Source organism: Vibrio sp. Evd11 (genome assembly GCF_900382755.1).
Classification (GTDB): Bacteria; Pseudomonadota; Gammaproteobacteria; order Enterobacterales; family Vibrionaceae; genus Vibrio; species Vibrio lentus.
Map to the genome: position 1 here is coordinate 163,243 of NZ_OSDX01000001.1, position 17,408 is coordinate 180,650.

16 protein-coding genes and 1 pseudogene are annotated in these 17,408 nt (G+C 42.7%); 6 read left to right on the top strand and 11 right to left on the bottom strand.

Annotated features, from left to right (window positions below; translation table 11 throughout):
- Positions 1 to 510 precede the first annotated feature (510 nt).
- The 5 genes from crr to cysZ form a co-directional block, all read right to left on the bottom strand.
- Positions 511 to 1,020: a PTS glucose transporter subunit IIA gene (crr, locus tag ED652_RS00755; RefSeq protein ID WP_004737851.1), complete on the bottom strand. Its 510-nt coding sequence runs from the start codon at positions 1,018 to 1,020 to the stop codon at positions 511 to 513.
- A gap of 106 nt (positions 1,021 to 1,126) precedes the next feature.
- Entirely contained in the window at positions 1,127 to 2,851 is a 1,725-nt protein-coding gene (gene ptsI, locus ED652_RS00760) for a phosphoenolpyruvate-protein phosphotransferase PtsI (RefSeq protein WP_017079443.1), read from the bottom strand.
- 136 nt (positions 2,852 to 2,987) lie between these two features.
- Positions 2,988 to 3,245, bottom strand: coding sequence for an HPr family phosphocarrier protein (locus ED652_RS00765; protein ID WP_004734263.1), 258 nt, complete (start codon positions 3,243 to 3,245; stop codon positions 2,988 to 2,990).
- 301 nt (positions 3,246 to 3,546) lie between these two features.
- Positions 3,547 to 4,515 (bottom strand): cysteine synthase A, encoded by a 969-nt coding sequence (gene cysK / locus ED652_RS00770; protein ID WP_122053210.1) that lies wholly within the window; start codon positions 4,513 to 4,515, stop codon positions 3,547 to 3,549.
- Positions 4,516 to 4,738: 223 nt separating this feature from the next.
- Complete coding sequence (gene cysZ / locus ED652_RS00775) at positions 4,739 to 5,497, bottom strand: sulfate transporter CysZ (protein WP_102544982.1); 759 nt, start codon at positions 5,495 to 5,497, stop codon at positions 4,739 to 4,741.
- A gap of 229 nt (positions 5,498 to 5,726) precedes the next feature.
- Here cysZ and zipA point away from each other — a divergent pair, with 229 nt between their 5' ends.
- From zipA to cueR, 6 genes and pseudogenes are all read left to right on the top strand, one after another.
- Positions 5,727 to 6,785: a cell division protein ZipA gene (gene zipA / locus ED652_RS00780; RefSeq protein WP_122053211.1), complete on the top strand. Its 1,059-nt coding sequence runs from the start codon at positions 5,727 to 5,729 to the stop codon at positions 6,783 to 6,785.
- A gap of 92 nt (positions 6,786 to 6,877) precedes the next feature.
- The gene (gene ligA, locus ED652_RS00785) at positions 6,878 to 8,890 is read left to right on the top strand and encodes an NAD-dependent DNA ligase LigA (RefSeq protein WP_122053212.1); all 2,013 of its coding nucleotides are present in this window, start codon (positions 6,878 to 6,880) and stop codon (positions 8,888 to 8,890) included.
- Between the two features lie 387 nt (positions 8,891 to 9,277).
- Positions 9,278 to 9,432 (top strand): annotated as a pseudogene (locus ED652_RS23915) (DNA ligase).
- Complete coding sequence (locus ED652_RS00795; protein WP_122053213.1) at positions 9,413 to 10,429, top strand: porin; 1,017 nt, start codon at positions 9,413 to 9,415, stop codon at positions 10,427 to 10,429. Before ED652_RS23915 ends, ED652_RS00795 begins: the two are co-directional and overlap by 20 nt.
- An 83-nt stretch (positions 10,430 to 10,512) precedes the next feature.
- The gene (locus ED652_RS00800) at positions 10,513 to 11,325 is read left to right on the top strand and encodes a hypothetical protein (protein WP_122053214.1); all 813 of its coding nucleotides are present in this window, start codon (positions 10,513 to 10,515) and stop codon (positions 11,323 to 11,325) included.
- Positions 11,326 to 11,447: 122 nt separating this feature from the next.
- Entirely contained in the window at positions 11,448 to 11,840 is a 393-nt protein-coding gene (cueR, locus tag ED652_RS00805; RefSeq protein WP_065110942.1) for a Cu(I)-responsive transcriptional regulator, read from the top strand.
- An 81-nt stretch (positions 11,841 to 11,921) separates the two neighbouring features.
- On the opposite strand, the gene ED652_RS00810 is transcribed toward cueR, so the two are convergent.
- The 6 genes from ED652_RS00810 to ED652_RS00835 all read right to left on the bottom strand — a co-directional run bounded on the left by ED652_RS00810 (position 11,922) and on the right by ED652_RS00835 (position 17,047).
- Complete coding sequence (locus tag ED652_RS00810; protein ID WP_017061927.1) at positions 11,922 to 12,101, bottom strand: hypothetical protein; 180 nt, start codon at positions 12,099 to 12,101, stop codon at positions 11,922 to 11,924.
- A gap of 318 nt (positions 12,102 to 12,419) precedes the next feature.
- Positions 12,420 to 12,869, bottom strand: coding sequence for an NfeD family protein (locus ED652_RS00815; RefSeq protein ID WP_122053215.1), 450 nt, complete (start codon positions 12,867 to 12,869; stop codon positions 12,420 to 12,422).
- Between the two features lie 3 nt (positions 12,870 to 12,872).
- Positions 12,873 to 13,802, bottom strand: a complete 930-nt coding sequence (locus tag ED652_RS00820) for an SPFH domain-containing protein (protein WP_122053216.1) — start codon at positions 13,800 to 13,802, stop codon at positions 12,873 to 12,875.
- Between the two features lie 211 nt (positions 13,803 to 14,013).
- Positions 14,014 to 14,868: a co-chaperone YbbN gene (locus ED652_RS00825; RefSeq protein ID WP_122053217.1), complete on the bottom strand. Its 855-nt coding sequence runs from the start codon at positions 14,866 to 14,868 to the stop codon at positions 14,014 to 14,016.
- Positions 14,869 to 15,261: 393 nt separating this feature from the next.
- Positions 15,262 to 16,089: an SDR family oxidoreductase gene (locus ED652_RS00830; RefSeq protein WP_122053218.1), complete on the bottom strand. Its 828-nt coding sequence runs from the start codon at positions 16,087 to 16,089 to the stop codon at positions 15,262 to 15,264.
- Positions 16,090 to 16,132: 43 nt separating this feature from the next.
- On the bottom strand, positions 16,133 to 17,047 hold the full coding sequence (locus ED652_RS00835) for a TIGR01777 family oxidoreductase (RefSeq protein ID WP_122053219.1): 915 nt from the start codon (positions 17,045 to 17,047) through the stop codon (positions 16,133 to 16,135).
- Positions 17,048 to 17,408 lie beyond the last annotated feature (361 nt).

The following is a 17,408-nucleotide window of genomic DNA, read 5'->3' on the forward strand; positions in this document are numbered from 1 at the left end:
GTTAGGCTTCCACAAATTAGCTCGTGGTGAGAGATGAGCGCTAAACAGACCCAGCTTCGGCTGGGTTTTTTATTGCCTGTTATTTGGGAAAAGTGCGCTGTCGGTGAGCAGGAGTAAAAACGAGATTCCCTATCACGCTCGTTCCTTGCTGTAAGGAATGACGGCTATAGAGAGGTATTTGACTCATTGCCTACCTGAATCGAAGTCGTTGGTCGTCATCTCAGAATCGAGTAGAACGAGATATCAGAGATCTCCGTTTGTTAAAATTCACAAGTGTAATTTGATGTATAGGCGAAATGCCTTGAATAGCGCTTAACAACGTTTAGTAAAAAACTAGGTTGGATAGTAGGGGATAAACGGTCAGTGTAGTTGTCATTGGTTGAGGGAGCTAGGAGAAGGGTTTCGGTGTGATAGTCAGTAATGCCTATCTGAGGCATTGAACAAATATAGCAGGCACAAAAAACGCCACCCTTAGGTAGCGTTTTAATTAAAGCAGATAAGTAATCGAAATTACTTAGTTACTTTAAGAACTGGAGTTTCGCCAACAGTTACAGAACCAGAAAGCTTATTCAGCTCCTTGATTTCGTCCATGTTAGAGATAACAACTGGAGTAAGCGTAGATTTCGCTTTCTCTTCTAGAAGCGCTAGGTCGAAAGTGATGATAGTGTCACCAGCTTTAACAGATTGACCTTCTTCAGCAACACGAGTGAAGCCTTCGCCTTTAAGTTCAACAGTATCGATACCGAAGTGAACGAAAAGCTCAACACCGTCGTCAGACTCGATAGAGAATGCGTGGTTAGTTTCGAAGATCTTACCGATAGTACCGTTAACTGGAGCTACCATTTTATCGCCAGCTGGTTTGATAGCGATGCCGTCACCAACGATTTTTTCAGCGAAAACTACATCTGGCACGTCTTCGATGTTTACGATCTCACCAGAAAGAGGTGCGATGATTTCGATTGCACCAGCATCAGCGCTGTCATCAGATACAAGCTTTTTTAGTTTGTCAAACAGACCCATTGTGTCATGCTCCTAACGTTTAGTTTTATTCTGTAGAATATACTATACCAATCTAACAAATTAGACGACTATTTTTAGCCGTCTAACTTTATTAAGCTCTTGGTGATTACTGAGTTTTCTCAGCGATGAATTTTTCTACGCAAGCTTCAATTTCTGCAGCTGTAGGTAGAGATAGTGCTTCGTCAGCCATAGCTTTAACTTCTGCGAAGTTAGAGTTACGGATTACTTTCTTAACTTTAGGGATAGAGATACCGCTCATAGAGAACTCATCTAGACCCATACCAAGAAGAAGTAGAGTTGCACGCTCATCGCCTGCTAGCTCACCACACATACCTGTCCATTTGCCTTCTTTATGAGAAGCATCGATTACTTGCTTGATTACAAGAAGAACCGCTGGAGATAGTGGGTTGTAAAGGTGAGAAATCATCTCGTTACCACGGTCAACCGCAAGCGTGTATTGCGTTAGATCGTTAGTACCGATAGAGAAGAAAGCCACTTCTTTAGCAAGGTGGTGTGCGATTGCAGCAGCTGCTGGAGTCTCAACCATTACGCCAATTTCGATGTCTTCATCGAATGCATGACCTTCAGCGCGAAGTTCAACTTTGTACTCTTCGATTGCTTTTTTCAGTTCACGGATCTCTTCAATAGAAATGATCATTGGGAACATGATACGTAGCTTACCGTGTGCAGATGCACGAAGAATGCCGCGTAGTTGGTCACGTAAGATTTCACGACGATCCAAGCTGATACGCACTGCACGCCAGCCTAGGAACGGGTTCATCTCTTGTGGAAGATCCATGTATGGTAGATCTTTATCGCCACCGATATCCATAGTACGGATAATCACTGACTCACCGTGCATTGCTTCAGCTACTTCTTTGTAAGCAACGTATTGCTCTTCTTCAGTAGGAAGTGCAGTACGGTCCATGAATAGGAATTCAGTACGGTACAGACCAACACCTTCGCCACCGTTGCGCAGAATACCGTCACAGTCTTTAACTGTACCGATGTTACCGCAAACTTCTACTTGATGGTTATCAAGCGTGATAGCTGGTAGGTCTTTAAGTTTTGCTAGTTCAGCCGCTTCTGCTTCAAAATCAGATTTGATTTTCTTAGCTTCTGCTAATTCAGCGTCAGAAGGGTTGATGATGATCTTATTGTTCATCGCGTCTAGCACAAGCATGTCGCCGTTCTTAACTTGCTTAGTGATATCGTTAGTACCAACGATAGCTGGAAGCTCAAGTGAACGTGCCATGATTGAAGTATGAGATGTACGACCGCCGATGTCACAAGCGAAACCAAGAACGTAGTCTAGGTTGATTTGTGCAGTTTCAGATGGCGTTAGGTCGTAAGCAACTAGGATAACTTGTTCATTGATGTCTGCTAGAGATACAATGTTGATGCCTAGTGCATTTTTAACGAAGCGAGTGCCGATATCACGGATATCAGTCGCACGTTCTTTTAGGTACTCATCATCAAGTGACTCTAGTGCAACAGCTTGTTCTTCGATCACTGTGTAGATCGCGTTGTCTGCGTGCATTTTGTCTTTCTTGATGAGTGCTAAAATCTCTTCTTCTAGCTCTTCATCTTCAAGCAGCATGATATGGCCTTCAAAGATTGCTTCTTTTTCTTCGCCAAAAGTTTCAAGTGCTTTTTGCTTTACAACTTCAAGTTGTTGAGAAGATTTGTTACGAGCGTCAAAAAAACGCTGAACTTCTGCTTCAACTTGATCGTCTGAGATAGATTGAGTGTTTAGGACAATTTCATCTTCTTGAAGTAGTAGTGCTTTACCGAAAGCAATACCAGGAGATGCTAGGATGCCTGAAATCATAGCCTTACCTTAGTTGTTCAACTGTAAACGGGAGAATGTGTGACTTTAAGTCGTCGACTAATGTCGCGCTTATCGCTATCTATTTCGAACAAAGCCACTTTGCTGTGCAAAATGGCTTTGAAAGAAGGAGACCGTATTAGTGTAGTTGATCCATAAGAGCAACTAGGTGGTCTACTGCTTGCTGAGCTTGAGGGCCTTCAGCAGAAATAGTAACGTTAGTACCTTTTACTAAGCCTAAAGTTTGTAGTTTGAACAGGCTTTTAGCGCTAGCGCTTTTGCCGTTAGAAGTCACTGTGATGTCAGCGTCGAAAGATTTTGCTTCTTTAACGAACTGTGCAGCTGGACGTGTGTGAAGGCCGTTTTCTGCTGTGATTTCTACTTGCTTCTCGTACATTTTATATACCCCAATTAATTTATTTTTTGTAAGTTTGTAACCAGATTAGCTTAACTGCTTTAGCCCAAATGCGCTAGAGGCTAGTACGCCATGTTCGTGTTAGAACTTAGACTGGTTATAAATTTTTATCCAGCCATGGTCATCTTTAGTGAGTACTCATGACTTTCAGAATTTGTTTATTGCTTCTTTTATTTTGAAGCGAAAAATAAAACAGACCCGATATTACCAAAGGTGGGGCAAGGATCAACAAAAAAGCCCCTAAACGGGGCTTTTTTGGACGAAAAATTGATTTGACCACATATTATTGTTGGTTCTCTTTTTCCGTAAAGATACCAGAAAATAGGGCTGTACTTAGGTAACGTTCGCCAGAGCTTGGTAGCACGGTAACAATGGTTTTTCCTGCAAATTCAGGTAGTTCCGCTATTCTGTTCGCCGCTACTACCGCTGCGCCAGATGAGATGCCCGCTAGAATACCTTCCTCTTTCATTAGGCGTTGAGCCATCTCAATCGCTTCTTCAGAAGTTACTGGCTCTACACGGTCGATAAGGTCTAAATCTAGGTTTCCAGGGATAAAACCTGCACCAATACCTTGGATTTTGTGCGGAGCTGGTTTGATTTCTTCGCCAGCAAGCGCTTGTGCAATCACTGGAGACTCTGCTGGTTCAACCGCTACTGAAGTGATTGCTTTGCCTTTCTCGCCTTTAATGTAACGGCTTGTACCAGTAAGCGTACCGCCGGTACCTACACCAGCAACAAATACATCGATTTCGCCATCTGTTGCTTCCCAAATTTCAGGGCCAGTTGTCTTCTCGTGAATTTGTGGGTTAGCTGGGTTGTTGAATTGCTGAAGTAGCAGATATTTTTCTGGGTCTGAAGCAACAATTTCTTCTGCTTTAGCTATCGCGCCGTTCATGCCTTTTGGTGCTTCAGTCAGTACTAAGTTTGCACCTAGCGCTTTAAGCAACTTACGACGCTCTAGGCTCATTGACTCAGGCATCGTTAGTGTTAGCTTGTAACCGCGAGCGGCTGCTACGAATGCAAGAGCAACACCTGTATTACCACTGGTAGGTTCAACAAGCTCGATACCTGGTTTTAAAGTTCCTGCTTTTTCTGCTTCCCAGATCATGTTTGAACCGATACGACACTTAACGCTAAAGCTTGGGTTGCGAGCTTCGATCTTAGCTAGGACGTTACCTTTGCTTACTTTATTAAGGCGGACTAGCGGTGTGTTACCTATCGTTAGGGTGTTGTCTTCGTAGATCTTGCTCATGCGATATTCCTTCATTTAATGACAGAACTAAACGTAGTATATCAATCACTTTACCGTCTAGTGTCTTTCGATGTTTGTTTAGCTTGAATTTAGATTAAACAAGTTGAAAAAAAGGTAAAAGGATTAAAAAGTTATATCATATAGATATGTAGCAGAATTCACGCCTATCTTTATTGTGTTCGGAACTTCAAAAAGATAGGCGTTGTTAAATAGATAACTAGTCTTATAGACGAGAACGCAGAGCTTGGTCTTTAAACTCAGCAACCCACATTGCAGTAGCGCCGCAGACAGCAACGGGCATGACGATCAGATTTAGAATTGGAATCGTTGTGAAAACAGAAACAAGTGCGCCGAAGCTGTAGCTCTTACCTTGTTTTTGTTTCAAATTGTTTCTCATATCATCAAATTTGATTTTATGGTTATCAAATGGATAGTCGGCGTACTGAATCGCTAACATCCATGCTGTGAAAATGAACCATAAAAACGGTGCAACAGTTTGTCCTAGTGCTGGAATTAACAAAAGTAGGAATAAACCTATCGCTTTTGGCAGAATGTAGACAAGCTTGCGCCATTCTCTCGCTAAAATACGTGGAGTATCTTTGAGTGCATCCAGCAAACCATCGTCATTCACTTTTTGGCCACTTAGTAACTCTTCTACTTTTTCCGCGAGCAATCCATTGAAAGGCGCGGCAATGAAGTTAGCGAGCGTACTAAAGAAATACGAAAACGTGGCCAAGACGGTTAATACAAGTAGTGGCCATAGAATGTATGACAACCACGATAAAAAGCTTGGTAATGCACCAATCCAGCCCTCAATCCAAGTGTTGAGGTTGGAGAATATATAAAACAAGGCACCACCAACGAGTAACACGTTAGCAATAAGTGGCATTAGTACAAACTTACGAATGCTCGGCGACAAAGCGATTTTTATTCCGAAAATAAAATAGCCAAAGCCTGAGCGGGGAACAGATTCAATAGTCATATTTAAATTAGGTCACATGTGAATTTGGTTAAATAGCAAACATCCCTAGTGTACTAGACCGAAATTAAGAAAAAAAGCGTGGCGAAAATCACACCATGTAAGGAACTAATTGTATTAAGTTGTTCTAAAACAGTGGCTACTTTTGATAGAGTAGTGAGATTAGCCAAATTAACCCAACTTAGTGACAGCGTGTTTATAGCTAGTTGACTAAGAAAGCTGAGAGCGAAAAATGCAGGAATTGCGATTTGTACTCATTATTGTTGGCGCATTAGCTATCGCCGCATTATTGTTCCATGGTCTATGGACGAGTAAAAAAGAAGGGAAAGCAAAGTTTGGAGATAAGCCGCTTGGTAAGCTTGATAACGATAGCTTAAATGAAGCCGAAACGATCCCAAACCGTTCATTCGCCCCAGAAGACGATTTTGAGATAATCCGAAAAGAGCGTAAAGAGCCGGATTTTGCAGTCTCACCATCTGAAATTGATCCGCTGATTGACTCAGATCCACTTACAGCGCCACAAACGAAAGAAGTTATCGAAGACGACATCGAATTGAATGAGCTTCCTTCCTTCAGCGTTAAAGAAGAACCCATTCAGATCGAGAGTGAACCTGAAGACATACAAGAGGCCACTGAAGCAGAGGTGCCAAATTTCGAATTGACTGACGAGCAAAAAGAAAACCATGCTGGCTTTAAAGAACAGTATGGTTCGTTTGAAGAAGCTCCAGATACCGTTACTGAGCCGCTAGCTCCTAACAAAGCACTGACGCCAAGTGAACTGCTTGTTGCTCCAGTAGACGTTGCTAAAGAAGTCGTGGCTTCACAAAGCACCGCGCCTACAGAAGAAGCTAAGCCAGACGAAGAGCTCGGCCTAGAAGTTATAGTTCTCAATGTTCACTGTGCTGGAGAGATCCCGTTTGTGGGTACTGAACTTTTCCGTAGCATGGAGAACAACGGCTTAACTTATGGTGAGATGTCTATCTACCATTGCTTTGCACAATCTAGCGATGAGCCAAAAGTTATTTTCAGTATTGCGAACATGATGCAGCCGGGAACGCTAGAACATGATGATCCTGCTGATTTTACAACGAAAGGTATTTCGTTCTTTATGACGCTGCCTTGTTATGGTCAAGCTGATCAGAACTTCAATGTAATGCTAAGTGCAGCTCAGAAAATTGCTGATGATATGGGCGGAAACGTTTTGGACGAGTCACGTAACTTAATGACACCCAATCGCTTGTCTGACTACCGTAAACAAATCAGAGACTTTATGACGGCAGCCAATGCCTAGCCGTCTTGTTTAGCCTTATAAATAATCTATATTTATAGAAAAGGGCTCCTAAGGGAGCCCTTTTTGATATTTCAATCACGACAGAGAATGATATGAAAGAATCGATTCAAGTTACCTTAGAGCAGTTAAGAGAAACTCTGCACTATCATGCCGTTCGTTATTACGTAGAAGATAGCCCCGAGGTTCCTGATGTTGAATACGATCGATTAATGCAACAGTTGCTAAAAATCGAAGAAGAGAACCCTGAGCTTGTGACTGTGGATTCGCCAAGCCAACGTGTCGGTGGACAGCCTTTAGATGGGTTTACGCAAGTGGCTCATGAAATCCCAATGCTTTCGCTCGACAATGCATTCTCTGACGAAGACTTGGATGCGTTTAATAAGCGTATGTCGGATAGAGCACCAACCGCGAACCTTAAAACTTTCTGTTGTGAGCCTAAGCTTGATGGCCTTGCTGTGAGCTTGCTCTATGTGAATGGCACCTTAGTTCAAGCTGCGACTCGTGGCGATGGTGCGACTGGCGAAAACATCACAGAAAACGTACGTACGATCAGCTCAATTCCGCTTAAGTTACAAGGTGAAGGTTGGCCTGAGCGTATCGAAGTACGTGGCGAAGTGTTTATGCCAAAAGCGGGCTTCGACAAACTGAATGAACTGGCGTTGAAGAAAGGCGAGAAAGTCTTTGTGAACCCACGTAATGCCGCCGCAGGTAGCCTACGTCAGCTAGATTCTCGTATTACAGCTAAACGTCCCTTGGCTTTTTACGCATACAGTGTAGGTGTTGTAGAGGGCGCTGAGCTTTCAAATAGCCACTATCAACGCTTCTTACAGCTGAAAGGCTGGGGTTTACCTATGTGTCCTGAGACTAAGCAGCTAAGCTCGCTTGAGGATGTAAAGGCGTATTACCAAGATATCATGACTCGTCGTGATGCTCTCGCTTACGAAATTGATGGGGTGGTGATTAAGGTTGATGACATTGCCGCACAAGAAACTCTAGGCTTTGTTGCACGAGCACCTCGTTGGGCTATTGCTTACAAGTTTCCAGCTCAAGAAGAGATTACCCTTCTCAATGACGTTGAGTTTCAGGTAGGCCGTACAGGCGCTATTACGCCCGTTGCTAAACTTGAACCTATCTTCGTTGGTGGTGTGACGGTAAGTAATGCCACGCTGCACAACGCTGATGAGATTGCTCGTTTAGGTGTGAAAGTCGGAGACAGCGTAATCATTCGTCGAGCTGGTGATGTGATCCCACAAATTGTCGCTATGGTACTCGATCGTCGTCCTGAGTCGGCAAAAGACATTATATTCCCTGATGCTTGCCCAGTCTGTAACTCTGCAGTTGAACGTGTCGAAGGTGAGGCGGTAGCGCGTTGTACTGGTGGTTTGGTGTGTCAGGCACAGCGTAAAGAAGCACTTAAGCATTTTGTGTCTAGAAAGGCGCTAGACGTCGATGGACTGGGCGTGAAAGTGATAGAGCAGCTTGTCGACCGTGAAATGGTAGAAACGCCTGCTGACTTGTTTAAGCTCAGTGCTGGCGTGATTACTGTTCTTGACCGAATGGGGCCTAAATCGGCACAAAACGTGGTGAGTGCGCTGAACAAAGCCAAAGACACGACATTAGCGCGTTTCTTATATTCACTAGGTATTCGTGAAGTAGGTGAAGCGACAGCGATGAACTTAGCTCAGCACTTTAAGACGTTGGAATTGGTGCAAGCAGCAACCCATGAACAATTAGTTGAAGTGTCTGATATTGGTGACATTGTTGCTAGTCACATTACTGCTTTTTTCTCACAAGAGAAAAATAGAGCGGTAGTTGATCAGTTGATAGACCTTGGCGTGAATTGGCCTGTCATCGAAGAAGCTGCGGATGACCAAGAGCTACCACTAGAAGGTAAGGTAGTTGTGTTGACCGGGTCACTTTCTCAACTGGGTCGCACTGAAGCGAAAGCTGCGTTACAAGCATTAGGTGCGAAAGTGACGGGTAGCGTATCGAAGAAAACTGATATCTTATTTGCTGGTGAAGCGGCAGGTTCTAAACTAACTAAAGCACAAGATTTAGGAATCGAAATAAGAACCGAAGAAGATCTAATTGCACTTATTTCGTAAGTAAAGACAGGTAAAAAAAGCTCAAAGGCACTCCTTTCAAGGGAGTGCCTTTTTTGTATATGATATAAAAATGATGACTTTATAATTGTTGAGAATTTTGTTCCTATACGAACTCTAAAGTCAGGACAGTGACGGTGCTCAATATTAATAAAATACCATTGTAGTTGCATCATAAATGCGATTCACTTCTATTTTTTTAATGGTGATATTTTTTAAATTGTTGATATTTATTATTTTTATTTTTTTGGTTGTGATCTTTACAATTTGTCGATCTGGATCACTAAGTACCTGATAAATTTGCACCAACTCATATTTTTTTAGATGAAAATTAAGTTCTCATTGATCTTTTTGAGGGCGAAGTTAGTCTTAATGCCATGGATGCACACGATGTGTATAACCAGAAAGGAAATAGAGAATTCGAGTTTAGGGTTCTCAAACAAGAAAAGGTATTTCTCTCTACGGCGGCCAACTTTAGGCGGGAAATATTCAAACAGCTATATCCATTTTTAGGAGTTTTATTCCATGGAAAACAAATTTTTTAAACGTACTCTATTAGGTGCAACGGTTGCACTTTTATCGACAGGCGCAATGGCTACAGGTTCAGAGAGTTCACAAGTAGGTGTTATCTCTGATTTTAATGTGCAAGCATACGGTGTGGCAGCAATCTCTGCATTTTATCAAGAAGATAGCAACGGTTACGATTACGAGAATGAATCACGTATCGGTTTCCGCGCAAGCAAAGATATGTTCGATAACGTGAACGTTTTCATGCAAATTGAATCTGGCTACGTAGGTGAAGACGGTACTGGTTCTACGCTAGGCGCTCGTGACACTTTCTTAGGTCTTCAAGGCGACTGGGGTAAAGTACGTTTCGGCCGTATGCTTACTCCTCTATACGAAATCGTCGATTGGCCATACTCTAACCCAGGTCTAGGTCGTGTATTTGACTGGGGTGGTGATGTTAAAGCTCACTACGATCGTAAAGGTGATATTGCACGTTACGACTCTCCAGCATTTGGTGGCTTCACTTACAGTGTTTCTGTTGGTCGTGGCGATAAAGATACTAAAGATTCAAACCATGTTGGCGCTTCAGCACACTACAACTTCTCTGATGTTGTGACTGTTCACGGCGGCTTCGAAAGCAACTCTTCATTCGCTGGCGGTACAGTAGATACTTCTGCTTACATTGTTGGTTTTGAATTGCCTCTACCTGCTGGTTTCGGCTTAGCGGGTGCTTATAAGTATAGTGATGGTGAAGCTAAAGCTAAAGCTCACGTAGGCAAGTCTGCTGAGCAAGGTCAATTCTCTCTAATCGGGCAATACTGGTCTGGTCCGTGGGGATTCAAGCTGGGTTACGCTGCTAATTTAGACTCTAAAATCGAAGGAGCTAAACAGGATGATGCTGATGAGGTTCTTTCTGGTCAGGTAATGTACGTTCATAATGGTTTTGTACCGTATGTACGTGTAGGCCAACATGATGCCTACAATGCAGCAGATAAGACTATGTTTGTACGTGTAGGTCTAGAATACGGTTTCTAAGACTAGTACTCTAGCAAACTGCCTTCATAGAAACGCTGGCGTGATGCCAGCGTTTTTCCGTTTAAATAGATAAGGAAGTAAATATGTATAAGTTGGCGATGTTATTTTCTTCGGTATTAGTGGCGTCTGGTTGTACGACCTTGGACTCTTCTAGTCAGTTTGATGATGTAGCTAAGGGCATTAAAGAAAGAAGTTTATATGTCCAAGTTGAAGCTAAATCATATGCCCCAGAGGCGCGAGCACAAGTCGGACAAGATCTGGTTAAGTCTTCTTTATCTTTTGTTGGTATTTACCCAAAAACAGAAAAAAAAGTGGCTTCTTCCTATATAGCGATGGATGCGACTTTCTTTAAGAATTACGGAAAATTTGAAACAGTTACTTATAAAGGAACAGAGGTTTCACTCGATACTTACCGTCCTTTATCTGAAAGCTGTACTGAACATTGTACAATGACACAGTCATTTAAGTTTCCTTTCAGCAATGATCAAGTTGAAGCGATTACTGAGCCTCAGGCAGTATTTGTCTTAACTTCAGATACAAAGCGTCAAATCGTTGAATTTAGCGTACCAAAAGCTTACTTTGACGCGGTGAAGCTAGAAGCTGAACCTCTCTTAAATACAACGGCTAGCATGGCTGTAGCTCCAACCGTTGCTCAGGTTCAACTTGAACCCGCTGAAGTTATTTCGCAGCCTCAACAGATGGTCACTTATTGGTTTGAACAGTCTTCATCAGAAGAGAAATCTGCAATTACAGAATGGGCATTCCAGAATCGAAAAAGCACTTCAATTGCGTCATTGACGGGTTCTAAAGAGTTAGAAATGGTTTCTTACTGGTTCAACAAGCTAGACAGCGAAGAAAAATCTCAAACTATGATTTGGCTGTTAGAGCAAGAGTAAGCCTCTAACGTCAGTCTCTAGCTATGCTTTTCAACCGCAGTATTGTATAACAGCAGTACTGCGGTTTTTCGTTTTAGGTCGCGCTCTTTGTTTTAGGTAACGTTTGAATTATAGGTAATAGAGTGAATATTGGTGAAGTAGCTAAACGTGTTGGTACAACAGCGAAATCCATTCGTTTTTACGAAAGTAAAGGGATGATGAGCCCTCCGCATCGTTCCGACAATGGTTATAGGCAATACGGCGAGATTCACATCGAACAGTTAGAGTTTGTACTGAGAGCTAAAATGGTTGGGTTTACGCTTGATGAGTGCAAAGCGCTTGTTGAGCTGGCAATGAATCCCAATAGAGAAAGTTACGAAGTAAAAAAGAAAGCAACGCAGAAGTTAGATGAAATAGAGTTGAAGCTTGCTGAACTCAATAAGATGAAGGCTCAGTTGCAATCTTGGGTACATGATTGTCCTGGAGATACCTCAAACGAATGTCCAATTTTGAATAATTTGTCAGGTCGAAAATAACTTATCTTTTTAAAACTTGTTTGGTAACCAAACAGTGTGTCAGGCAGCAAATAATGTTACTAGCCTGACGTTAGTTACCTATCAAAGCACCTTACCGCCATAGTGTTTGCAGATCAGCAATGGCACATGAGTGACTGCGTTTCCATCTGAACACTTCACAATAGGCCCCATGTTTCCGTTACCTGGAGACTGACTGCTCGCCAGAGCACTGCCGAATGAAAGGCTGAATATCGCTGTTAAAATTATTAGGAAATGTCTCATACTGACTCCGTTATGTTTATCTCTTGTTGAGATAAATGAAAGTATGGACAAGGAAAGGAAAATTTCAAAAATTGGACGGGCTTAACATTTTTAATAATTATAATTAAGCGAGAGCGTGGCCCATTATTCATATATATATTGGTTAATAAATCTGACTTTCTTATATCTTTTTAGCTCAATCAAAATTTTTAGCTTTACGAAATAAGAACTTATTTTTTTTCTATTCAATCTATCGTGATGATAATTCGAATGTTCTTTGTTCTTTAAACTGATTAAAGCCTACATTTATCGATAATGTAGGCTTTATATATCAATTGGCTATAAAGGTTGGATTATTAGAATTATTCCGTCTAAAGCCACAATCTTAATTTCTGTGCCTGATGGGATATCTTGGCTAGCTCTTGCTGACCAAGAAGAGTCTCCTACCTTAATTCGGCAGTTACCTCTTTTGATATCTTCAGTTAATAGTACGGTTTGTCCCAGCAACTGCTTTTCTCTCTGATTCAGTTCCCGACCCGCATCAGAGTGCTTATCATTAGACAACTGCCTTCTCCACCATAACCAAGTGGTGATGAGCGAGAAGCTAGCGAATGATAGCCATTGCATCTGCCAACCGATTGGTAGCGCGCCTAATAGCGCTCCGACCAACATAGCAGATATGCCTATCCACAAAAAGTAACCAGCAGTACCAACCAGCTCTAGGGCTAGCAGCGCTAGACCAAATGCTAACCAATGCCAGTGGTTTACTTGCTCTAGTAACTCGAACATAAGTTAGTCCTTACTACCCTTGTCGTTGCTTTGTGCAAACATCTCTGCGATACCTGCAACAGAACCCATTAGGCCAGTCGCTTCGAGTGGTAGCATGATTATCTTGCCGTTTTCAGCTTGGCCAATAGACTTCAGTGCGTCGGTGTAACCTTGTGCAATAAAGTAATTGACCGCTTGCATGTCACCTTGAGCGATGGCCGTTGATACCATCTCTGTCGCTTTAGCTTCTGCTTCTGCTGCACGTTCACGGGCTTCAGCTTGCAGGATTGCTGCTTGCTTTTGGCCTTCCGCTTTTAAGATTTCTGATTGCTTATGACCTTCGGCTTTTAGGATCTCAGCTTGTCTTACGCCCTCTGCCTCTAAAATATCAGCACGCTTGTTACGCTCGGCTTTCATTTGAGCATTCATCGCTGCGGTTAGATCCGCTGGTGGCTGCACGTCTTTGATCTCGATACGTGTAACTTTGACACCCCAAGGGTTTGTGGCTTCATCGACGATATTTAGCAGCTTAGTATTGATCATGTCACGCTGGCTGAGCATTTCATCCAACTCCATAGATCCAAGCACGGTACGGATGTTAGTCAGGGTCAAATTACGGATCGCGTGTTCAAGGTCGTTGACCTCGTAGGTTGCTTTGGGCGCATCAATAACCTGAACAAAACAGACAGCATCAATCATGACATTGGCGTTGTCTTTTGAAATGACTTCCTGAGCTGGAATATCCAGTACACGTTCCATCATGCTGATTTTTTGACCAACCTTATCAATGAATGGAATGATTAGGTTCAAGCCGGGTTGAAGGGTGTGTGTGTAGCGCCCGAAACGTTCGACAGTCCAGTTATTACCCTGTGGAACGGTTTTGACACCAGCGAAAATAAACAGTAGTGCGACGGCAGTAAAGACGCCAATAGTAATCAATGTATCAATAGGCATACGAAATCCTTTGCAAGTGTGAGTTTTTGATAGTTCTTTACTCATACTGGCTCATATTTAAAATTCGAGCAAATTTATAAACGAGAAATGGGCCATAAAATATTGATTTTATGGCCCATTTTACTTTGTGTTATGCGATAAGATTGCTGAGGTTTCTATCATTTATCGGGGTGATTTTTCCTCTGTACTTATCAACTTATTAGCGTTCGAATTAGTAAAGCAGAGAGTACAATTGGCGGCGGTATTTGCTCGCAACTGCATTACCTTGTCCAAGTGCGCTTAAGATATCCATGAATTCTTTTTTCATATCACCATCGAGGGTGTTGAGGTCTTTCGCTAAGAATGACCACAGTAAATCCATTGCTTCTTCGCTACGGTTCACTTGGTGGTATTGAAGTGCTAGGTCAGAGGCTGTTTTAGCATCGCTTGGGTTTTGCTGAAGCGTTGTTTCTAGCGCTTGAATTTCAGGGCTGTCTGCCGCTTGTTTGTGCAGTTCGAGTTTAGCGACTAAGCCTTTGTAGTAATTGTCTTGATATTCTAGAGGGATAGTCGACAGTTGAGTTTCAGCTAGATCAAACTGTTGCGTTTCTAGTAAACATTCCGCGATTGCCAGTTTTACTTCGCCTTTGCCCGTCAGCTCTATTGGCAATTGTTGCATTGCTGCGAGCGCTTGTGCGTGCTCGCCTGCTTGCATTTGCTCGAGAGCCTGACGCAGTGCGAGCTCGTCTTGGCTAGGAAGATGTTTTCCTAACATTTCAATAATCGCTTCGATGCTTTGTGGACCCCCCAAACCATCGACAGGCTGACCGTTAACAAACAGTGCAATAGTAGGGAGTGCTTGTACGCCAAATTGGCTAGCAATTGCCTGCTCTTGTTCACAATTCAACAGAGCTAAAGTAAAAGCGCCGTTGTATTGCTGAGTTAATGTTTGCAGTTCAGGGATCACCTGAGCACTTTCTTGGCTCATTGGTGCCCAAAAGTGGATGAGTACAGGCGTCTGCATTGAGGTTTCTAATACTTGACGAAAGTTCTGCTCATTAAGTTCAACAATATGCGGAGATTGCATTTACGTTCCTTGAAGTGTGTTTTGTGGGTACGTTGCAAATATGGGGGGAGATGCTGGTAACTTCAAGATCTAACTTGGTTATCTCAAATAAAAAGAGCCAAAATAGAAAACGCTATGCTTCGATGTTGATAGGTGGTTATCTCAACAGGGAAGGCATAGCGGTATCCTTGAGGTGGTCAGTGAGGCATAGCGTGAGATACTCAAAACAGAATAAACAACGTAATCGCCAGACTCACACCGACCCAATTAAGGCGGTTTAAAGTCATGAAATATCCAGATTAGGCTCATTAATTGGGAGTAATTGATGAGATAGGGTAATCATGACATCTAATTGTTACGGAAAAATTACATCGTTACATTAAAGTTTGCGACTCTACATTCAAAGTTAGCAATTTATGCTGCTTTTCTCAAAATAGGGTCTAGCAAACGACTCGGTAGAATTCTTTTCAGTACCGCGAACACCTTAGTAGGTGTTGTCACTCGGTATCTTAGCTTTGGTTTCTCTGCGGAAAGTGCGTGATAAACTGGCTCAACACAACTTTCAGGCGGAAGAACAAAAGCGTTATTCGATGACTCTTTTTCGAGTCGGTCTTTTTGTTGTTGATAAGCTTCTTGATGAGCGCTGCCAGCAATGGTGATCCATTTATTGAAGGCTTTCAGGGCATTATTTCTAAATTGGGTTTCTATTGGACCTGGCTGCAATAACGAGATATGAATACCACTACCATGCAGTTCTAAACGTAAGGTATCTGTCCAGCCTTCTAGCGCGAACTTTGAAGCGTTGTAAGCGCCACGATATTTCATGGCCGCAAAGCCTAATACGGAACTGTTTTGTACGATTCGGCCTTCGCCGCGCTCGCGCATGTGCGGGAGGATCTGACAAACAAGATGATGCCAGCCAAAGAAGTTGGTTTCGAATTGCTCTCTGAGACCTTGGGTTGGCAAGTCTTCTAGCGCGCCAGCTTGACCATAAGCACCGTTATTGAATAAACCATATAATCCGTTAGGCGCTAGCTCAATAGCAAGTTGTGCAGCTTGTTCAATGCTTTCTTGGTTAGAAAGGTCGAGCTGTATGCAGGTCAGTCCCTCATCTTGCAGACGCTGTACATCTTGCGGATGACGACACGATGCAATGACGTGGAAGCCACGCTTTTGTAGTGCATGCGCACATGTATAGCCAATACCCGTTGAGCAACCGGTGATCAGAATCGACTTGTTCACGCTTAATCCTTCATTAGAGTCTTTATCGCTCTAGGGTAAAGAATTAGTCTTGATGTTGTAACAAGTTTTTTAAGGCTGGTTCTATTCTTGAGTAACTAAAGATAAATCCCATTTCAGTGAGTTTCTTTGGTTTAGAACGAATGCTGTCAAAGAGCAGACAAGACGATTCACCCATCAGAAGCGACATTGCCCATTTAGGCGTGAACAAGAAATGAGGTCGGCGTAGTTGTTTGGCGAGTGTGCTGCTGAACAGTTTGTTGGTGACAGGGTGCGGGGCACACATATTAAATTCCCCTTGAGCGTGAGGAATCGATAATAAGTGGTTGATGGCTCTCACCATATCTAGCATGTGAATCCAAGGCATGTACTGTTCGCCTGAACCAAGTGGCCCGCCTACTCCGAGTTTGTACGGCATTAGCATCTTCTTTAAAGCACCACCATTTTCACCTAACACAATCCCCGTTCTTAGTAGTATCACACGCGTCTCATCGGATTGGGCTCTCTTGGCTATCTCTTCCCAATGAGCGCAAACTTTATGAGGAAAACTTTCGTCTTCTACTTGTAGTGATTCATCAAATGGGTGTTGCTGTTGATCGCCATAGTAACCTACAGCCGAACCGCTAATGAAAGCCTCCGGAGGGTTGCTACTGGCATGAATTAACTCGACCAGTTTTTCGGTAATGTGCCAGCGGCTATTGCAGATCCTCTCTTTTTGCTCCGCACTCCAACGCTTGTCAGCGATCGGTTCGCCAGCAAGATTGACCACAACATCGAAGTCATTGAGATCGCTGAGTTCATCAAGAGATTGAATGTAATGAAGGTTATTCTGGTTCAGATGATTTAGGTTTTGCTTCGCTTTTTCGGGGCTCCGCGTCAACAATGTCACGTCGTCAATGTTCCAACTTTTGACCAATTCAGAACCAATAAATCCCGTACCACCCGTTAACAATATCTTCATACCAATCTCCCTATTAAACATAATTATAGACATGGCTTGTTTTTGAACGCCAATCAATACGAAAAAATCACTATAACGATCAGTTGGTCTCAATCGTGTGATACCCAAATTACGCCTTATGCAATTTACTCAGGCGTGAAATTAAATCCACCTAGCTCGTTTGCAAACTAGGCAACTCTCGCTGATCCACGCATCTTGAGGTTACTTGGGTATATACCGCTATCACATTTATGCACTTTACTCCGATATGTTACCAACTGCGTAATATTTGTCACATAAGGAATGATAAGGATTTGCCATGATTATTAGGGCGTGTTGATCTTTGCTGTACATTCCGTGTTCAACAATACATCGGTAGCCA